The organism is Pseudomonas sp. YJ42, assembly GCF_047225135.1.
GTDB classification, from domain to species: domain Bacteria; phylum Pseudomonadota; class Gammaproteobacteria; order Pseudomonadales; family Pseudomonadaceae; genus Stutzerimonas; species Stutzerimonas stutzeri_E.
The window spans coordinates 3,983,416-4,002,884 of the sequence record NZ_CP178378.1; the positions used below are offsets into that span (position 1 = coordinate 3,983,416).

The 19,469-nt window shown below is 59.6% G+C and carries 15 protein-coding genes; 10 read left to right on the top strand and 5 right to left on the bottom strand.

Annotation, left to right across the window (positions count from 1 at the left end):
- Positions 1–240 precede the first annotated feature (240 nt).
- Together ACL0K2_RS18340 and yaaA are read right to left on the bottom strand one after the other, a co-directional pair.
- Entirely contained in the window at positions 241–1,686 is a 1,446-nt protein-coding gene (locus ACL0K2_RS18340; RefSeq protein WP_045160944.1) for a mannose-1-phosphate guanylyltransferase/mannose-6-phosphate isomerase, read from the bottom strand.
- 751 nt (positions 1,687–2,437) lie between these two features.
- Positions 2,438–3,214, bottom strand: a complete 777-nt coding sequence (gene yaaA, locus ACL0K2_RS18345; RefSeq protein WP_045160945.1) for a peroxide stress protein YaaA — start codon at positions 3,212–3,214, stop codon at positions 2,438–2,440.
- 135 nt (positions 3,215–3,349) lie between these two features.
- Here yaaA and dmeF point away from each other — a divergent pair, with 135 nt between their 5' ends.
- The 5 genes from dmeF (at position 3,350) to moaE (ending at position 7,276) form a co-directional block, all read left to right on the top strand.
- Complete coding sequence (gene dmeF / locus ACL0K2_RS18350) at positions 3,350–4,330, top strand: CDF family Co(II)/Ni(II) efflux transporter DmeF (protein ID WP_413043185.1); 981 nt, start codon at positions 3,350–3,352, stop codon at positions 4,328–4,330.
- 257 nt (positions 4,331–4,587) lie between these two features.
- Positions 4,588–5,976 carry a PhoH family protein gene (locus ACL0K2_RS18355; protein ID WP_045160947.1) on the top strand — a complete coding sequence of 463 codons (1,389 nt, stop codon included), beginning with the start codon at positions 4,588–4,590 and terminating at the stop codon, positions 5,974–5,976.
- A 126-nt stretch (positions 5,977–6,102) separates the two neighbouring features.
- Entirely contained in the window at positions 6,103–6,573 is a 471-nt protein-coding gene (moaC, locus tag ACL0K2_RS18360; protein WP_045160948.1) for a cyclic pyranopterin monophosphate synthase MoaC, read from the top strand.
- A complete protein-coding gene (locus ACL0K2_RS18365; protein ID WP_045161104.1) occupies positions 6,570–6,818 on the top strand; it encodes a MoaD/ThiS family protein in 249 nt (82 codons plus the stop codon). Before moaC ends, ACL0K2_RS18365 begins: the two co-directional genes overlap by 4 nt.
- 2 nt (positions 6,819–6,820) lie before the next feature.
- Positions 6,821–7,276, top strand: coding sequence for a molybdopterin synthase catalytic subunit MoaE (gene moaE / locus ACL0K2_RS18370; protein WP_045160949.1), 456 nt, complete (start codon positions 6,821–6,823; stop codon positions 7,274–7,276).
- Positions 7,277–7,453: 177 nt separating this feature from the next.
- On the opposite strand, the gene rhlB is transcribed toward moaE, so the two are convergent.
- From rhlB to ACL0K2_RS18385, 3 genes are all read right to left on the bottom strand, one after another.
- On the bottom strand, positions 7,454–8,857 hold the full coding sequence (gene rhlB, locus ACL0K2_RS18375) for an ATP-dependent RNA helicase RhlB (RefSeq protein WP_045160950.1): 1,404 nt from the start codon (positions 8,855–8,857) through the stop codon (positions 7,454–7,456).
- A gap of 119 nt (positions 8,858–8,976) precedes the next feature.
- Complete coding sequence (locus tag ACL0K2_RS18380; RefSeq protein WP_045160951.1) at positions 8,977–9,912, bottom strand: GGDEF domain-containing protein; 936 nt, start codon at positions 9,910–9,912, stop codon at positions 8,977–8,979.
- A 211-nt stretch (positions 9,913–10,123) separates the two neighbouring features.
- Complete coding sequence (locus tag ACL0K2_RS18385; RefSeq protein ID WP_045160952.1) at positions 10,124–10,780, bottom strand: alpha/beta hydrolase; 657 nt, start codon at positions 10,778–10,780, stop codon at positions 10,124–10,126.
- A 345-nt stretch (positions 10,781–11,125) separates the two neighbouring features.
- Here ACL0K2_RS18385 and ACL0K2_RS18390 point away from each other — a divergent pair, with 345 nt between their 5' ends.
- The 5 genes from ACL0K2_RS18390 (at position 11,126) to purL (ending at position 19,402) form a co-directional block, all read left to right on the top strand.
- Positions 11,126–12,154: an amino acid ABC transporter substrate-binding protein gene (locus ACL0K2_RS18390; protein WP_045160953.1), complete on the top strand. Its 1,029-nt coding sequence runs from the start codon at positions 11,126–11,128 to the stop codon at positions 12,152–12,154.
- An 88-nt stretch (positions 12,155–12,242) separates the two neighbouring features.
- Positions 12,243–13,427, top strand: a complete 1,185-nt coding sequence (locus ACL0K2_RS18395) for an amino acid ABC transporter permease (RefSeq protein WP_239610825.1) — start codon at positions 12,243–12,245, stop codon at positions 13,425–13,427.
- Between the two features lie 10 nt (positions 13,428–13,437).
- The gene (locus ACL0K2_RS18400; protein WP_413043186.1) at positions 13,438–14,535 is read left to right on the top strand and encodes an amino acid ABC transporter permease; all 1,098 of its coding nucleotides are present in this window, start codon (positions 13,438–13,440) and stop codon (positions 14,533–14,535) included.
- Between the two features lie 11 nt (positions 14,536–14,546).
- On the top strand, positions 14,547–15,323 hold the full coding sequence (locus ACL0K2_RS18405; protein ID WP_045160956.1) for an amino acid ABC transporter ATP-binding protein: 777 nt from the start codon (positions 14,547–14,549) through the stop codon (positions 15,321–15,323).
- Between the two features lie 182 nt (positions 15,324–15,505).
- Positions 15,506–19,402, top strand: a complete 3,897-nt coding sequence (gene purL, locus ACL0K2_RS18410; RefSeq protein ID WP_239610823.1) for a phosphoribosylformylglycinamidine synthase — start codon at positions 15,506–15,508, stop codon at positions 19,400–19,402.
- Positions 19,403–19,469 lie beyond the last annotated feature (67 nt).

Genomic DNA, 19,469 nt, shown 5'->3' on the forward strand with positions numbered 1-19,469 from the left:
CATAAGTTAAATCGGCGAATGGCAGGCTGGTGCGCCTGTTGGCAACCTGAAGCAAATAAGAGGCACGGTGCAGCTTGCGCTCGTCGAAAGACACTGAAATTGGAATCGCACCTGTCACGTCAGTTTTCGCTGTCACAACTATTCTTGCTTGAAGCTTTCCAGTTCAACGCTATTGCGTTCTGACCTGTTCTCAAAAAAAACCGCGCCGGAGGGCGCGGTTTTTGTCATTGCACGGTCGATTCAGCGCGCCGATTGGCTCGCGACTGTGTCATGGGCGCGACCATAAACGTCGTCCAGCCGTTCGATGTCGTCTTCACCGAGATAGCTACCCGACTGGACCTCGATAATCTCCAACGGAATCTTGCCCGGGTTGGCGAGCCGGTGAATAGAGGTCACCGGGATATAGGTCGATTGATTTTCGGTCAGCAGGAAGGTCTTGTCATTGCAGGTGACCTGGGCGGTGCCAGAGACGACAATCCAATGCTCGGCACGATGGTGGTGCATCTGCAGTGACAGCTGTGCGCCTGGGTTGACGCAGATTCGCTTGACCTGGAAGCGGCCGCCCATGTCGACCGAGTCGTACCAGCCCCAGGGGCGATAAACCGCGCAGTGGTTCTGCGTTTCGGAGCGCTTCATGGCGTCGAGCTTGTTCACGAGCTTCTTGACGTCCTGAACCTTGTCCTTGTGCGCGATCATGGTCGCGTCTTTGGTTTCGACCACAACGATGTTATCCAGCCCCACGACGGTGACCAGCTTGCCGTTGCCGTGGACCAGGCAGTTGCGGCTGTCTTCGACGATCACGTCGCCTCTGGTCACGTTGCCGTTTTCGTCCTTTTCAAGTACATCCCATAGCGAGGACCAGGAGCCCACGTCGCTCCAGCCGGCGGACATCGGCACCACGCAGGCCAGTTCGGTCTTTTCCATGACCGCGTAGTCGATTGAATTGTCGGGGCAGCAGGCGAAGGTCGCCGGGTCGATCAGTACTTCGTCACCGTTCTTGGCGCTGCGCTCCAACGCAACCCAGCAAGTGTCGTAAATATCCGGGTCGTGCTTCTTCAATTCTTCCAGGAATACGCTGGCGCGGAACAGGAACATGCCACTGTTCCAGTAATAGTCGCCTGACTCGACGTATTGCTGGGCACGCGCTTCGTCTGGCTTCTCGACGAAGTTGGTGACACGGTTGACGCCTTCGGGCAGGCCGTTACGCTCGGTATGGTCGCACTTGATATAGCCGTAACCGGTCTCAGGACTGGTGGCAGGAATGCCGAACAGCACCATCTCACCGTTTTCCGCGGCGTTGGTGGCAAGAGCTAGGGAACGCTGGAACGCCTTATGATCTTCGATTACATGATCCGCGGGCAGTACCAGCAGCAGTTCGTCACGGCCATCCTCGATCAATTTCATCGCGGCAATCGCGATGGCTGGGGCAGTGTTGCGGCCGAAGGGCTCGAGCATCAGGCCCTGAATACCCAGCTTGCGTGCCGCCAGTTGCTCCTTGACGATGAAGCGATGCTCCTGGTTGCAAACCAGCAGAGGCGGCTGCATACCTTCAAAAGCGAGTCGTTCAATGGTTTGCTGGAACAGCGTCTGTTCAGCCGTCAACGCGAGGAATTGTTTGGGGAATGCTTTGCGAGAAAGAGGCCAGAGTCGGGAACCGCTGCCGCCTGAGAGGATGACCGGAATCATATTGTTTCTCCTGAATCGTTGAGAAGGGGATTTCTTCTTGTCCATTTGGGCGGCCAGAGGTCTGGTGCTCGCCGTACGCTTCTGAGTCGAGCCTTCAGGCGGCGTGCGCCGTCAAGCTCCGTTCTCCAGCAGGGAAACTGCTTTCGGGGCGAACTGCTTGCTCCGAGCCTGAACGGGGAAATTCTGTCGACTGGCCGATAACCGCCGAAGGTGAAGCTGCGGCACTGATTGCCGCTTTGAAATGGAATGGCTGCAGGCCCCCTATCGATCTGGCGCAGGTGGATGCGCGCTGACTTCGATGGCGTTCCGTCTGACTGGGTTGGTGCGGTTGGCAAAGTGCGATGAGCGTCGACCCTGCTTTGATTCGGCCTGTCTGGCCTCGACTGGTCACACCCGACGATCTCCGAGGATTGTCTTGGCTGACACATTGAAAACTCTGTTGTGAATTCCACTGCACGTTCATGTGCGACGTCCCTTTCCGCCTGGAAATGCCGGTACGCGCTTATGATTGCTGACGCCTTCGGATAGTTCCCTGGGCAATTGCCGCTGATCGGAGAGTTTTTGCGGGTAGGGTCAGCGCACACGCTAGCCCGCATTGCAGACGACACGGGAAATTTCAGGCGTGTGGCCAGTCAGCGATGAATGGTGCTGTGAAATGAATCAGGATCAGAAAAGCTGGAACGGGGAAGAGCAGGAGAGCCCCCTCGGCTTTTTTTAACGAGGGGGCGAAAGTGATCCAGTCGACGTGGTTTCAGGCATGCGGGTCGCGCAGAAATACCAGATGATCAGCCGAGGAATCATCAGGGCTGTAGCGATAGCCATCGTAGTTGAAATGCTTTAGCTGCTCGGGCTGGTGGATGCGCTCCTTGATCACGTACCGGCTCATCAAACCTCGCGCTTTCTTGGCATAGAAGCTGATGATTTTGTACTGGCCGTTCTTCATGTCCTTGAAATCAACGTCGATTATCCGCGCGTTCAAGGCGTTACGTTTTACGGCCCCGAAATATTCATTCGAAGCCAGGTTGAGCAGTACGTCATCGCCCTGTATCGCCAACGCCTCGTTTAGCCAGCCGCTGATACGCTCGCCCCAGAAGGCATACAGATCCTTGCCACGAGCGTTGGGCAGCTTGGTTCCCATTTCCAGCCGATAGGGCTGCATCAGGTCGAGCGGACGCAGAACGCCGTAGAGCCCTGACAGCATTCGCAGATGCTTCTGGGCGAAATCGAAATCCTGCTCGGAAAAATCAATGGCATTCAATCCGGTATAGACGTCGCCCTTGAAGGCAAGGAGCGCCTGCTTAGCGTTGGTCGGGGTGAATTCGGCCGTCCAGCTTCCGTAGCGGGCGACGTTGAGTGCGGCGAGCTTGTCCGAAAGGTGCATGAGTTCGCTGATCTGCTGCGGTGACAGGTCGCGCAGTTGATCGATCAATTGCTGAGCGTGGTCGAGATGTTCGGGTTGGGTGAAGCGTTTGGTCGTCGGTGGGGTGTCGTAATCCAGAGTCTTGGCCGGCGAAATCACCATCAGCATGCATCGGTCTCCTTTAATGTGCGCTGATTTTAGGCGTTAAGCCTGGCCGGGCTCTACCTATGGATTCGATTGAGAAGAAAGGTTGACCTTGCCGAGGCGCAGGGGGCCAAACTTGCTGGTGGAAAAGGAGCAATTATGACCGACTGCAATCATTCTCATTGGGAGCAATGCCATGACTACCGCCCCCTCGAGCAAGGCGCCGAGCGGCAGACCTGGGCCGTAGTGGGACTGACGGGGTTGACCATGGCGGCCGAGATTTTCGCCGGCTACTTGTTCAACTCCATGGCGTTGCTTGCCGATGGATGGCATATGGCTTCGCACATGGTGGCTATCGGCATGGCAGCGATCGCCTATCTCTTGGCCCGTCGCTATGCTCATGATCGGCGCTTCACCTTCGGGACCTGGAAGATCGAGGTCCTGGCGGGCTTCTCCAGTGCGGTGCTGCTGGTGGTGGTGGCGCTGATGATGATCATCGAGTCGCTGTCGCGCTTCTGGTCGCCAGCGCTGATCGGCTTCGATGAAGCGTTATGGGTGGCCGTGATCGGGCTACTGGTCAATCTGCTGTCGGCCTGGTTGTTGCGAGATCAGCACGACCACCATGCTCATCACGACCACCATGCTCATCACGATCACGATCACGATCACGATCACTCGGAGGCGCCAGGACGTGACCTTAATCGCCATGCTGCATTCATTCACGTGCTGACTGACGCGATGACCTCGGTAGCCGCAATTGTCGCCTTGCTGGGAGGCAAGTATCTGGGCTGGAACTGGCTGGACCCGCTGATGGGTATCATCGGGGCGATCGTCATTCTGGTTTGGGCCAAGGGCCTGTTGCGCGACACCGGAAAGGCGTTGCTGGATCGGGAAATGGACGATCCGCTGGTGCGGCGTGTGCAGAGGCAACTGGAGGCGGTGCCCGATACCGAAGTGACCGACCTGCATCTGTGGCGAGTAGGGCGAGCGCAATACAGCTGCATTGTCACCATCGTTACTCACCAAGAGTACTCAGCGGATCGCTACAAGGCCGAACTGGCAGGCTTCTCAGAGTTGGTTCACGTGACCGCGGAAGTGAATCGGTGTGGCAAAAACGCACAGGTTGATTACTCAGCCTAGCGATCCATTAGAGCTGCGCCAAGGGCAATTCGTCATTTAGATAAAAAAACCTCACTGGGTAGAAAAAGACTTTTTACTGTCATCTGTTTTGCGGTATTACCTCATCAAGACCGCCGAAACCTGCACTCACAGGTGGCGGCCTCTGGGTGGCCCCAAGCCCCTGCCTCCCAAGTCCGCTCACCTTGCGCACGGTGGTTTTCTCTTCGGCGGAGAGCTTTTGGCCCTCCGTCGTCCCGGCTCCGAAAAGGTGATCGCGTATGGATGATTACGGCAGACCCCGCGCAACGCAGCCCACGCTCTACGTTCTTGATACCAACGTTCTGATTCACGATCCCAACGCGTTATTGAATTTCCAGGAACACCAGGTCGCGATTCCAATGACCGTGCTGGAAGAGCTGGACCAGCTCAAGACTGGCAAGCACTCTGTGGCTGCCGAGTGCCGGCAGGCGATCCGTCTGATCGACAAGGTGCTAGGCGACGCCACCCCCGAAGAGGTCGAGCTCGGCGTGCCGATTCAGCGCGAGAAAAGTGGGCCGTGCGGCAGCCTTTCCATCCTCATGAGCAAGGGCGCTGACTCCAGTGCGCTTCCTGAGGATCTCAACGACAACAAGATCATCAACCAGGTTGTGGACCTGCAGCGGCGTAGGGCTGGCGTTCCGGTGGTGCTGGTGACCAATGACATCAACATGCGACTGAAGGCGCGTGCTTGTGGTGTTGCTTCGGAGGATTACCACACCGATAAGCTGGTAGATGATGTAGGGCAGCTGTCACGTGGCTATCACAGCCTGAGCGGGTCGTTCTGGGATCGCGTCAGCAAGGTCGATACGCATCAGGGGCACGGGCGGACCTGGCATCGTGTGCAGTTGATCGACAACCTGCCAGCGGTGCATGTCAACGAGTTCATCCTCGATGAGCAGGGCTTCGTCGGCTGGATCAAGGGCATCAAGGCTGACGAGCTGCTGCTGCTCGACATGCACCAGGAACCGCTGCTGCACCAAGAAGCCTGGGGCCTGCGGCCGCGTGATATCCATCAGGCCCTGGCGCTGTTCGCCTTGCTCGATCCGGACATTCACCTGGTCAACCTGTCAGGTGCGGCAGGGTCCGGCAAGACCATCCTGGCACTGGCTGCGGCTATCGAGCAGACCGTGGTGAGCAAGCGTTACCGTCGAATCATCGCAACGCGTAGCGTGCAGGGGCTGGACGAGGACATCGGCTTCCTGCCGGGCACCGAAGCGGAAAAAATGGAACCCTGGCTCGGCGCAATCACCGATAACCTCGAAGCGCTGCACATAGACGACGAAAGCACCCACGGCAGCGTGGACTACATCCTGCAGAAGGTGCCCTTGCAGTTCAAATCGCTGAATTACATCCGTGGCCGCAGCTTCCAGCAGAGTTTGATACTGATCGACGAATGCCAGAACCTCACGCCGCACCAGATGAAAACCATCATCACGCGGGCTGGCAGTGGGTCTAAAGTCGTCTGTCTGGGGAATCTGGCGCAGATCGATACGCCCTATCTATCGGCCACAAGTTCCGGGCTGACCTATCTCACGGAGCGCTTCAAGGACTTTCCGCACGGCATGCACATTACCCTGCAGGGTGTCCCCCGCTCGATATTGGCGGAATACGCCGAGGCTCATATGTAGCGGCTTCTGGAAGTTGGAAGCCAACCGCGTGCTAAGGCGGTATCGAGCACACTGGCTTCCAGCTTCCAGCTTCCAGCTTCCAGCTGAGCTAAACTCGGGGACCCGACAGTTTCAGCAGGATTGCAAATGCTCACCCACCTCGATTCCCAGGGCAGGGCCAACATGGTCGACGTCACCGCCAAAGCCGTTACGGCACGTGAAGCGGTGGCGGAGGCGAAGGTCCGTATGCGCCCCGAAACCTTGCAGATGATCCAACAGGGTGGACATCCCAAGGGCGACGTTTTTGCGGTCGCCCGTATCGCCGGCATCCAGGCCGCGAAGAAAACCCATGAACTGATTCCTCTGTGTCATCCGTTGCTGCTCACCAGCATCAAGGTCGAGCTGCAACCGCTGGGCGACGACTGCGTACGGATCGAGGCTCGCTGCAAACTGGCTGGCCAGACCGGCGTGGAAATGGAGGCGTTGACCGCCGCAAGCATCGCTGCGCTGACGATCTATGACATGTGCAAGGCTGTCGACAAAGGCATGATCGTCGAGGGCATTCGGCTGTTGGAAAAACTCGGTGGAAAGAGCGGCCATTGGCAGGTGCCGGCATGATTCAGGTGCAGTATTTCGCCCGCTATCGTGAGGCGCTTGGGCTCGATGTGGAGCAATTGGAGTGGGATGCCTCTTTGCAACACGTAGACGACCTACGCTTGCTGCTATTGGCGCGGGGCAACGAATGGGCGGTGCTAGGCGAGCAAAACCTGATGTGCGCTCGCAATCAGGAGCTATGCGACCTGGACGAGCCGCTGGCAGACGGCGATGAAGTCGCATTTTTCCCCACTGTGACCGGAGGCTGACCATGGGCGTGCGTGTACAGCAGACCCCTTTCGACCCAGGCGCCGAACTCAACGCGTTACATGCGTCGAACCTCGGTATCGGTGCAGTGACTGGATTTGTCGGTTACGTCCGCGATTTCAACGATGGCCAGGACGTAGCAGGGATGTTTCTCGAGCACGCGCCCGGAATGACGGAGAAGGCATTGCTGAAGATCATTGAGGAGGCAGCCGCACGTTGGCCTTTGCTCAAGCTGGAGATTCTGCACCGGGTCGGACGACTCGAGCCGGGGGAGCCAATCGTCTTCGTCGGCGCCGCCAGCGCCCATCGTGAGGCGGCGTTCGATGGCTGCCGATTCGTGATGGATTACTTGAAAACCCGCGCGCCGTTCTGGAAGAAAGAAGACACCCCGTCAGGCCCGCGTTGGGTCGAAGGCCGCTGCAGCGATCAGGCTGCGGCGCAGCGGTGGGATCAGTCGTAGTGGGTCAGCCAAGCTAATGAAGTACACGACTTATTTCAGCTAAGGCATTCGCCGGACAGCACTGATTGGGTTCAGAAACATGTGGCGGGTTTGAACGGCGATTGCGCAAGGCAATAAAAAAGGCGAAGCCATCAGTGGCTTCGCCTTTTTTACTGCCATAGTTAGGGCTATTGGCGTCTAACGCTTGGGCGGGACGGGAGCCAGAAGTTCGGCTGGAGGCATCTCACAGCTGATCTTGCGTCCTAGCAATGTTTCGATCGCCGGCAAGGCAAAGGCGTCATCCTCGCCGGCGAAGCTGATCGAGGTTCCGGTGGCGCCGGCCCGACCGGTGCGGCCGATGCGGTGCACGTAATCGTCAGGCACTTCCGGCAGGGTGAAATTGATTACGTGGCTGATGCCATCGACGTGAATGCCACGGCCCGCGACATCGGTCGCGACCATGACGCGAATCTTGCCCTCGCGAAAGCCTTCCAATGCGCGGATACGTTTGTGCTGGGGGACGTCGCCAGACATCTGTACGGCGCTGATTCCGTCGCGGGTCAGGCGTTCCTCGATACGGCGAACCTCGTCCTTGCGGTTGGCGAATACCATCACGCGGGTCCAGTCGTTCTGAGTGATCAGGTTGTAGAGCAGTTTGTATTTATCGCTGCCCGCTACGGCGTAAACGTGTTGCTCGACGGTGTCGCTGGCCACATGTTCCGCTTCGATTTCGACGATCGCCGGGTCAGTGGTCCACTGTTTGGCCAGATTCATCACGTCTTCAGTGAAGGTGGCGGAGAACAGCAGCGTCTGGCGTTCGCTCTTCGGCGGGGTTTGGCGGATGATCTGGCGAACCTGTGGAATGAAGCCCATGTCGAGCATGCGGTCGGCTTCATCAAGGACCAGTACCTCGACCATGTCCAGGTGCACTTCGCCGCGCTGGTTGAAATCCAGTAGCCGCCCCGGTGTGGCAACCAGAATGTCGCAATAGCGACTTTCCAGCGCTTTGAGTTGCTTGTCGAAGTCCATTCCGCCGACGAAGCTCATCACGTTCAAACCGGTGTATTTGGTCAGGTTCAGCGCGTCGTTGGCAATCTGCACCACCAGTTCGCGTGTCGGCGCGATGATCAGCGCGCGAGGCTCACCCATGTAGCGGTCGCTGGGTGGTGGGGTTTGCAACAACTGGGTGATCGTCGAGATTAGGAACGCAGCGGTTTTGCCGGTGCCCGTCTGGGCGCGACCGATCGCATCACTGCCTTTGAGCGTGAAGCCCAGAACCTGCGCCTGGATTGGTGTGCAGTAAGGGAACCCGAGATCGTGGATGGCGTGCATCAGCTCGGGGGCGAGCTTGAAGTCGTGAAAACGGGTCTTGCCCTCGGCTGGCTCGACTTGGAAGTCTTCCAGTTTCCAAGCTGGCGCGGGTGGTGCGGCGGGTTTGCGTGAACGCTCCCGGCGGGGCTTGGTTTCCGTTGCTGCAGGTGCGTCCGCTCTCGCTTCGAGTTGCGCAGGCGTATCGGTAGGCTTCGAGGTGTCGCTGGCGGGCTGGGCGGTAGGTAGCTCTGCCGGGCCTTTGCCAAAGATTTTCTTAAGTGCTTTGAGCACGGTTTCTTCTCTGTCTATAAAGGTTCGCCCGCCAGTGTAATGCAAGAAGCAGATACGGCGAAGACTTGCTCAGGCCGGCACTGCGGTTGCCCGGGGCGCGCTGCACATGCTGCGCCTGCTTAGCCGCACACGCGGTTTCGTCCTTGCGCCTTGGCTTGGTAAAGCGCTTGGTCGGCAACCTGGATCAGCGCTTTCAAATCGTCGTTGGGCTGCATCGGTGCAACACCGATGGAAATCGTCACGCCAGGCAAGATGCCTATCGGCGAACGGAAGGAGGTGATCTCATCGAGGCTCTGGCGCAGGCGCTCGCCGACCCCGCGCGCATCCCACAGCGCCATATCGGGAAGCAGAATCACGAACTCCTCTCCACCGTAGCGCACCAGGCTGTCCGTTGGACGGAGCAATTTCCCCAAGGTGTCGACAACCAAGCACAAGGCATGGTCACCGGCTAGGTGGCCATGCTTGTCGTTATAGTCCTTGAATCGATCGACATCGAGCATTAGGAGGGAGAGGGGTTGGTTATTGAAAACGCAGCGGGCGCTCTCGCGGTTATAGATGTGTTCGAGCCAGCGCCTATTGAAGGATCCGGTGAGGGTGTCGACGTTGGCGTTCTGCTCGCTATTGATGATCAGCCGGTCACTCAGGCGAACCCGCTGGCAAAGCAGTTCGGCAAGGTTCTGCATCAGCTTGGGCGAGCGGGTGAGCAGTTGCATCGAACGTCGATGCAGCCGCAGCAGCACCGAGGGTTCGAGGGCAACGACATAGGCTGACGGCGGCAGGTTGTCCATGAAGCTGATCTCACCCGCACAATCCCCAGGCCCGATGGCTCGTACTGGTTGACCGTCGAGTGAATCGAGATGGACGGCAAGCTCGCCATCGAGCACTAGGTAGAGGTAATGGTTGTGCTCGAGCGGCGAAAGCAGGATATCGCCGGTTGCGATCAGGCATGGCTCGAAGGCCTCCTGGAGCAAGCGCAGGCAGGGCTCGTCAACATGGTCCAGCAAGCGCGCTCGTTTGAGGTGCTGCATTTCAGCCCGCCATTCGGCAAGCCTCATGACCGCAACATCCAGTTGGATGACCTCTTCGTCATGACTATCGCTGCGCCCCGTGACTACTGGCTGGGTCGGCCCCGTCTGGCCGCGATGGGCGCTGCAACAGCAGGCGCATCGAGATAGTGTCCACCCATGCAAAGCGTAGCCTTATTTGACCGTACGGACAGGCGTGCGGCGTCACATTTCTTCGATGACCCGCCCGCCGTAATGCCGATCAATCGAGACGTGCAGCGAGCCAGTCGCCTATGTCGCGAATCTCGTCCGGCACCACTTCGTGAGCCATTGGATATTCGCGCCACTCGGCTGCGATCTGATTTTGTACCAGGCAATCGTAAGCGGTACGTCCCATCGCGGACGGAACGACATTGTCGTCCGAACCATGCAGGCAGAGGACCGGCAGGCTTTGCTGCAGTGGCGACAGGCCAAGATCGGCGCCGAAAGTGGGTGCATAGGTAGACAAGGCCAGGACGCCACCGAGCGGGCCGGCCCAGCGCAGGAACGCGGTGTGATAGACCACGGCGCCGCCTTGAGAGAAGCCAGCTAAAAAGATGCGTCGAGGATCGATGCCGCTATCACGCTGCGCCTCGATCAGCGCTATCACAGTCTGTGCCGACTGTTCGAGCTGTGCCTGATCGATCGCCCGCGCCGGGCTCATGGCGAGGATGTCGTACCAGCTTGGCATCGCCCAGCCGCCATTGATGGACACCGCTCGGGTCGGCGCCTGGGGCAACACGAAGCGTGTCCTCAGTAGCCGCTGCTGCAGAGCCTCGGCTACAGGTAGAAAGTCATAACGATCAGCGCCGAGGCCATGTAGCCAGATGACGCATGAGTCGGCGGTTGTTTCCGGTTCGATGATCAGGGGGGCACTCATGTCAGGCTCCGTCTGGGGCGATCGCCTCATATTGGGGCGGTCGCGAAGGGTAGATGCAGCAATATGCGGCGAGAGTACCTTTACGAGGGCTCTCAATGAAGCGGGCAGGCCCGCCGAGTGCGCGCTGAAGGATTGGTATGCCGCTTGCTTTGCTCCGATGCGTCATATGTGCCGGTGTCGTCTGCGTCCTTGCAGACAAGCGCATCGGGAGGAGTTGCCGATAATCAATCGGCGGCTAGACTCAGGTCAGGTTCTTCTGCCGCAGCGGTTGACGCGTGTCACTGGCCCGCGGCAACGCTGTAGAAGACCCCGACCCCGCAGAATAAAAGCAAACTGGAGGTTTCGATGATAAGGGTTAAATCCACACTGGCCGTGCTTGGTGCCGCGACACTTTTGGGCACCAGCGGCTTGGCGCAGGCAGGGGCGACTCTGGATGCAGTAAAGAGCAAGGGCTTCGTGCAGTGCGGCGTCAGCGACGGGCTGCCGGGCTTTTCCTACACTGACGCCAAGGGCGAGTACAAAGGAATCGATGTGGATGTCTGCCGTGCGGTAGCGGCTGCGGTATTCGGCGATGCAGAAAAGGTCAAGTTCAGTCCGTTGACCGCCAAGGAACGCTTTACCGCTCTGCAATCGGGCGAAGTCGATGTGCTTTCGCGGAACACGACCTGGACCAGTTCGCGGGACGCGGCCATGGGGCTTAACTTTACCGGGGTTACCTACTATGACGGGCAGGGCTTTCTGGTAAACAAGGAGCTCGGCGTATCCAGCGCTAAGGAGCTCGACGGTGCCACAGTCTGCATTCAGGCGGGGACCACCACCGAACTGAACCTCTCCGACTATTTCCGCGCCAACAACCTCAAGTACACCCCAATCACTTACGACACCTCCGACGAAAGCGCCAAGTCGCTGGAATCCGGTCGCTGCGATGTGCTCACCTCCGACCAATCGCAGTTGTACGCGCAGCGCATCAAGCTGGCCAAGCCGGACGCCTATGTCGTGCTACCCGAAGTCATCTCCAAGGAACCGCTCGGCCCGGCCGTGCGTCAGGGGGACGAGGAGTGGTTCGATATCGTGCGCTGGTCGTTGCTGGCGATGGTCAATGCCGAGGAGTTGGGCGTGACTGCTGCTAACGTCGAGGAAACCGCCAAGAGCACCAAGAACCCTGACGTGGCGCGTCTGCTCGGAGCGGAAGGCGAATACGGTAAGGACCTGAAGCTGCCCAAGGATTGGGCAGTGCAAATCGTTAAACAGGTCGGCAATTATGGCGAGGTGTTCGATCGCAACGTTGGTTCCGGTAGCGAGCTGAAGATCGAGCGCGGACTGAACGCGCTTTGGACCAATGGAGGTCTGCAGTACGCACCTCCGGTGCGCTGACCACGCCGGGCCAGCGGGAAGCTGGCCTTGTTTCAAGGATGAGTGTTGCCGGTGCGCCCGCATCGGCAGCGCCGTATGAGGTTTCTTGATGCGAACCATCGCCAAAACGGGGGCAGCGCGCGGCTCGCTGCTCACGGATCCGCAGGCACGTGCCTGGGTGTTCCAGGTCATCGCCGTCATCACAGTAGTAGGGATCGGCTGGTTTTTGTTCGACAATACCCAGACCAATCTTGCCCACCGGGGCATTACTTCAGGCTTCGGTTTTCTCGACAACGCTGCCGGTTTCGGCATCTCCCAACATCTAATCGACTACAGCGAAAGCGATTCTTATGGACGCGTATTTTGGGTCGGCTTGCTCAACACGCTTCTGGTCAGCGTCATCGGGATTATCCTGGCGACTATCATCGGATTCATTCTTGGCGTCGCCCGATTGTCGCCGAACTGGTTGATCCGCCAGATCGCCACTGTCTATATCGAGACATTCCGCAATATCCCGCCGCTGCTGCAGATCTTTTTCGTCTACTTCGCCGTGCTCAGCCCGTTGCCGGGACCGCGTGACAGCCTGAGCTTGTGGGACATCATTTTTGTCAACAACCGTGGCGTGCAAATGCCTTCACCGAGTGCGGGGGAGGGCTTCTGGCCGTTCTGGATTGCGATGTTCCTGGCGCTGGTGGCGATCGTCATGCTCAACCGCTGGGCTCGGGCCCGACGCCATGCCACGGGACAGATTTTCCCGGTGTTCTGGAGCAGCCTGGCACTGTTCATCGCGGTGCCGGGGCTGTCCTCGTTGCTCTTCGGCGGGCCGTTCCTATGGGAAATCCCCGAACTGCAGCGGTTCAACATCCGTGGCGGTTGGGTGGTAATCCCTGAGCTGGTGTCGATCGTGCTGGCGCTGTCGATTTATACCGCCGCATTCATTGGTGAAACCGTAAGAGCGGGCATCCAGTCGGTCAGCCATGGACAGACCGAAGCGGCGGCGTCGCTCGGGCTCCGGCCCGGCCGTGTGCTGCGCCTGGTCATCATTCCCCAGGCACTTCGGGTGATCATTCCGCCGCTGACGAGCCAGTACCTCAACCTGGCGAAGAATTCGTCGCTAGCGGCTGCGATCGGCTATCCGGACATGGTCTCGCTGTTTGCCGGCACGGTGCTCAACCAGACCGGACAGGCGATCGAAACCATGGCCATTACCATGAGCGTGTACCTCGCCATCAGCATCAGCATTTCGCTGTTGATGAACTGGTACAACAAGCGCATCGCGCTGATCGAGCGGTAAGGACGAGCGCATGACGACCCATACTTTCAAACCGGACCTGCCGGCGCCTTCCACCAATATCGGTGCAGTGGCCTGGATGCGGGCCAATCTGTTCTCCAGCTGGATCAACACACTGCTGACGCTTGTCGGGTTGTACCTGATCTGGTTAGTCGTTCCGCCCATCATTGAATGGGCAATCATCAAGGCCGATTGGAGTGGCGAGTCACGAGCCGATTGCACTCGAGAAGGGGCGTGCTGGGTGTTCGTGCAGACACGCTTCAGCCAGTTCATGTACGGCTTCTACCCGGCAGAGCTGCGCTGGCGGGTGGACCTGACGGGCTGGCTCGCAATCATTGGCGCTGCGCCTCTGTTCCTTAGGCAAATGCGACACAAGGCGCGCTACGGTATTGCCTATCTAGTGATCTATCCGCTGCTTGCCTACTGGCTGTTGCACGGTGGTTTCCTCGGTCTGGAAACGGTGCCGACCAGCCGTTGGGGCGGGTTGATGCTGACTATCGTCATCGCTGCCGTGGGCATTGCTGGCGCTTTGCCGCTGGGTATTCTGCTGGCGCTCGGTCGGCGTTCCAACATGCCGGCGATCCGTGTGCTCTGCGTGACGTTCATCGAGTTCTGGCGTGGTGTACCCCTTATCACCGTGCTTTTCATGTCCTCGGTGATGCTGCCGCTGTTTCTGCCAGAGGGGATGAATCTCGACAAGCTGATGCGGGCCATGGTGATGGTGGTGTTCTTCGAGGCGGCATACATCGCTGAAGTGGTGCGTGGCGGCCTGCAGGCGATCCCCAAAGGGCAGTACGAGGCGGCCGCGGCGATGGGGCTGGGCTATTGGCGCAGCATGGTGCTGGTAATCCTGCCGCAGGCACTGAAGATGGTCATCCCCGGGATAGTCAATACCTTCATCGCGCTGTTCAAGGACACCAGTCTGGTGATCATCATCGGCCTGTTCGACTTCCTCAACAGCATCAAGCGTGCGACGTCGGACCCTGCCTGGCTCGGTATGTCGACCGAGGGATACGTCTTCGCGGCGCTGGTCTACTGGATGTTCTGCTTTGGGATGTCGCGCTATTCCATGCACCTGGAGCGCAAGCTCGACACCGGCCACCGGAATTAAGGAAAAGCATCATGAACGAAACATCTCTGCGATCCGATCAGCCCGAGCAAGCTGGTGAGCCTGTCATCCAGATGCAGGGCGTGCACAAGTGGTTCGGCCAGTTCCATGTGCTCAAGGACATCAATCTCAACGTTACCCAGGGCGAGCGCATCGTTCTATGCGGGCCTTCGGGCTCGGGCAAGTCCACCACCATCCGCTGTCTCAATCGTCTCGAGGAGCATCAGCAGGGCCGGATCGTGATCAACGACGTGGAGCTGACCAACGATCTGAAGCAGATCGAGGCGATCCGCAGCGAAGTCGGCATGGTGTTCCAGCACTTCAACCTGTTCCCGCACCTCACGGTGCTACAGAACTGTACCCTGGCCCCAATGTGGGTGCGCAAGCTACCGCGGCGTCAGGCCGAAGAAATCGCCATGCATTATTTGGAGCGTGTGCGGATTCCGGAGCAGGCCGACAAGTTTCCGGGACAGCTGTCGGGCGGCCAGCAGCAACGGGTCGCGATCGCTCGGGCACTGTGCATGAAGCCGAAGATCATGCTGTTCGACGAACCCACCTCGGCGCTGGACCCGGAAATGGTCAAGGAAGTACTGGATACCATGGTCGGCCTCGCCGAAAGCGGGATGACCATGCTGTGCGTGACCCATGAAATGGGCTTCGCTCGCACCGTAGCCGACCGGGTGATCTTCATGGATAAGGGCGAGATCGTCGAAGAAGCCGATCCCGAAACCTTCTTCACCAATCCGAGGAACGAGCGCACCAAGCTGTTCCTGAGTCAGATACTGCACTAAGCGCGCAGCGGCACATTCCAGACGAGCGTGAATGGCGTCTTTCGCATCCACCGTGTGAGCGGTGGATTGCAGACCCGTGATCCACCCTGCGTGCGTGGAGCTTGCAGCAGGCTTAGCCTCGGACGCTGTCATGGGCTAGAATACGCGGCCCGACTGCTCCCCCCTCCGAGGCTGTTCCGACGATGTTGATCCTGCGCGGCGCTCCCGCTCTTTCCGCCTTCCGTCACGGCAAGCTCCTGGCACAATTGACCGCGAAGGTCCCCGCCGTGAGCGGGTTGTACGCCGAGTTCGCTCATTTCGCCGAAGTATCCGGCACGCTTGGCGCGGATGAGGAACTCGTGCTCTCCCGGCTGCTAAAGTACGGTCCAAGCGTTCCCGTTCAGGAGCCCGCGGGTCGGTTGTTCCTCGTTATTCCGCGATTCGGAACGATTTCCCCCTGGTCGAGCAAGGCCAGCGATATCGCCCGCAATTGTGGACTCGCCAAGGTTCAGCGCCTCGAGCGTGGCATCGCTTACTACGTGGCAGGGGACTTCTCCGACGCTGAGGCCCAACAGATCGCCGCCGCCCTGCATGACCGCATGACCCAATTGGTGCTCGCGCGTTTCGAGGAAGCCGCGAACCTGTTCAGCCATGCCGAGCCGAAGCCACTGACCGCGATTGATGTGCTGGGCGGCGGGCGCGCTGCGCTGGAGCAGGCCAACGTGGATCTGGGCCTAGCGCTGGCTGAAGACGAGATCGACTATCTGGTGACGAGTTTCACCGGGTTGGGGCGCAACCCCCATGACATCGAACTGATGATGTTCGCCCAGGCCAATTCCGAGCATTGCCGTCACAAGATCTTCAACGCCAGTTGGGACATCGATGGCGAGAATCAGGACAAGTCCCTGTTCGGCATGATCAAGAACACGTTCCAGCTGCATGGCGAAGGGGTGCTGTCCGCCTACAAGGACAACGCCGCGGTGATCGTCGGCAACGTGGCGGGGCGTTTCTATCCGAATCCCGACACCGGCGAATACGCGGCCAGCCAGGAGCCGGTGCATATCCTGATGAAGGTGGAAACCCACAACCACCCGACGGCGATCGCCCCCTTTCCTGGTGCTGCCACTGGCTCCGGCGGCGAAATCCGCGATGAGGGTGCCACCGGCCGTGGTGCCAAGCCCAAAGCGGGCCTTACCGGCTTCACCGTTTCCAACTTGAACATCCCTGGCTTCGAGCAACCTTGGGAAGTCCCGTACGGCAAACCCGAGCGTATCGTCACACCGCTGGACATCATGATCGAAGGCCCGTTGGGTGGCGCGGCGTTCAACAATGAGTTCGGCCGGCCGGCGTTGAACGGTTACTTCCGCACGTTCGAGCAATCGATCAGCACCCCGCGCGGCGATGAGGTTCGCGGCTACCATAAGCCGATCATGCTCGCTGGCGGCATGGGCAATATTCGTGAAGGTCACGTGCAAAAGGCCGAGATTTCGGTTGGTGGCAAGCTGATCGTGCTCGGTGGTCCGGCAATGCTGATCGGCCTCGGCGGCGGTGCTGCCTCGTCGATGGCAACCGGCAGCAGCTCGGCGGATCTCGATTTCGCATCGGTGCAGCGTGACAACCCTGAAATGGAGCGCCGCTGCCAGGAGGTCATCGACCGTTGTTGGCAGCTGGGCGACAAGAACCCCATCAAGTTCATTCACGATGTCGGCGCCGGTGGCCTCTCCAACGCCTTCCCGGAGCTGGTCAACGACGGTGGTCGTGGCGGGCGCTTCGAGCTGCGCAAGGTCCCCAACGACGAGCCGGGCATGGCGCCACATGAAATCTGGTGCAACGAATCCCAAGAGCGCTACGTGCTGTCGGTCGATGCCGCCGATCTCGAGCGTTTCGAAGCTATCTGCAAGCGCGAGCGCTGCCCCTTCGCCGTCGTAGGCGAAGCCACAGCCGAACCGCATCTGACCGTTTCTGACAGCCACTTCGGCAACGATCCGGTCGATATGCCGCTCAACGTGTTGCTCGGCAAGGCGCCGCGCATGCACCGCAGCGCTGTCCGTGAGGCCGAGCTTGGCGATGATTTCGCAGCTGACCAAGTTGAACTGTCCGAGGCGATCGACCGTGTGTTGCATCATCCGGCAGTGGCCAGCAAGAGCTTCCTGATCACCATTGGTGACCGCAGCATCACTGGCATGGTGGCACGCGATCAGATGGTCGGCCCTTGGCAGGTCCCGGTGGCGGACTGTGCGGTGACCGCCACCAGTTACGATGTTTATACCGGTGAAGCCATGGCCATGGGCGAGCGGACGCCGCTGGCCCTGCTCGACGCGCCTGCATCAGGACGCATGGCGATTGGCGAAACCCTGACGAACCTGGCCGCCGCCCGGATCGAGAAGCTTTCCGATATCAAGCTGTCCGCCAACTGGATGGCCGCAGCCGGCCATCCAGGTGAAGACGCGCGTCTGTACGACACGGTCAAGGCGGTGGGCATGGAGTTGTGTCCGGAGCTGGGGATCACCATCCCGGTCGGCAAGGACTCGATGTCGATGAAGACCCGCTGGACTGACGAGGGCGCCGAGAAAAGTGTGACCTCGCCGTTGTCGCTGATCGTGTCCGGTTTCGCGCCGGTAGTGGACATACGTCATACCCTGACCCCCCAGCTGCGACTGGACAAGGGCGAAACAGATCTGGTGCTGATCGACCTCGGCCGCGGCCAGAATCGTATGGGGGCGTCGATCTTGGCGCAGGTCTACGGCAAGATGGCACGTCAGGCGCCGGACGTGGATGACGCCGAAGATCTGCAGGCGTTTTTCGCAGTAATCCAGGGGCTCAATGTCGATGGGCTGTTGTTGGCCTACCACGATCGCTCGGACGGTGGCTTGCTGACCACGGCGTTGGAAATGGCCTTTGCTGGACACTGTGGTCTTAACCTCAACCTCGATGGTCTGGTAGAGAGCGCGGCGCAAATCCCGGCTGCACTGTTCAACGAGGAATTGGGTGCGCTGATTCAGGTGCGCCAGGGCGATACCGAGGTCGTGCTCGCGCAGTTCAGCGCGGCGGGCCTCGCCGACTGCGTTTCGGTTATCGGGCAGCCAGTCAACAATGGCCACGTGGCGATCAGGTTCGATGGCGCGGATGTGTTCGCCGGTGATCGTCGCCTGCTGCAGCGCCAGTGGTCCGAAACCAGTTATCAGATCCAGCGTCTGCGCGACAACGCCGACTGTGCCGATCAGGAATTCGACGCGCTGTTGGAAGAAGATAATCCTGGTTTGAGCGTCACGCTGGGCTTCGACGTCAATGAAAATATCGCCGCACCTTACATCAAGCGTGGCGCGCGACCCGAGGTGGCGATTCTGCGCGAGCAGGGCGTCAACGGCCAAACCGAGATGGCGGCCGCTTTCGACCGTTCCGGTTTCGCCGCGGTCGATGTGCACATGAGCGATATCCTGTCCGGGCGTATCAGCCTCGAGCGCTTCAAGGGGCTGGTCGCGTGTGGCGGCTTCTCCTATGGCGACGTCCTCGGCGCCGGCGAAGGCTGGGCCAAATCAATCTTGTTCAACAGCCGTGCCCGTGAAGACTTTAGCGCCTTCTTCGAGCGCAGGGACAGCTTCGCACTTGGTGTCTGCAACGGCTGTCAGATGCTGTCCAACCTGCATGAGCTGGTGCCTGGCAGCGAGTCCTGGCCACACTTCGTGCGTAACCGCTCCGAGCAATTCGAAGCGCGTGTGGCCATGGTCCAGGTCCAGGACTCTCCGTCGATCTTCCTCCAGGGCATGGCCGGTTCACGCTTGCCTATCGCTATCGCGCACGGCGAAGGTCACGCGGAATTCGAAAGCGAAGAAGCGCTACTCGAAGCCGATCTCTCTGGCACCGTCGCGCTGCGCTACATCGACAATCACGGCAAGGTCACCGAACGCTATCCGGCCAACCCGGGCGGGTCACCGCGCGGGATCACTGGGCTGACCACCCGCGATGGCCGGGTGACCATCATGATGCCGCACCCCGAGCGGGTGTTCCGCGCCGTGACCAACTCCTGGCGCCCGGACGAGTGGCAGGACGATGGTGGCTGGATGCGCATGTTCCGTAATGCGCGAGTCTGGGTCGACTGACCTGACCCTGGACGGAACGGAAAGCTCGGAGGCGTACAGGCGCCCCGGGCTTTTTTGTTAACTGTGA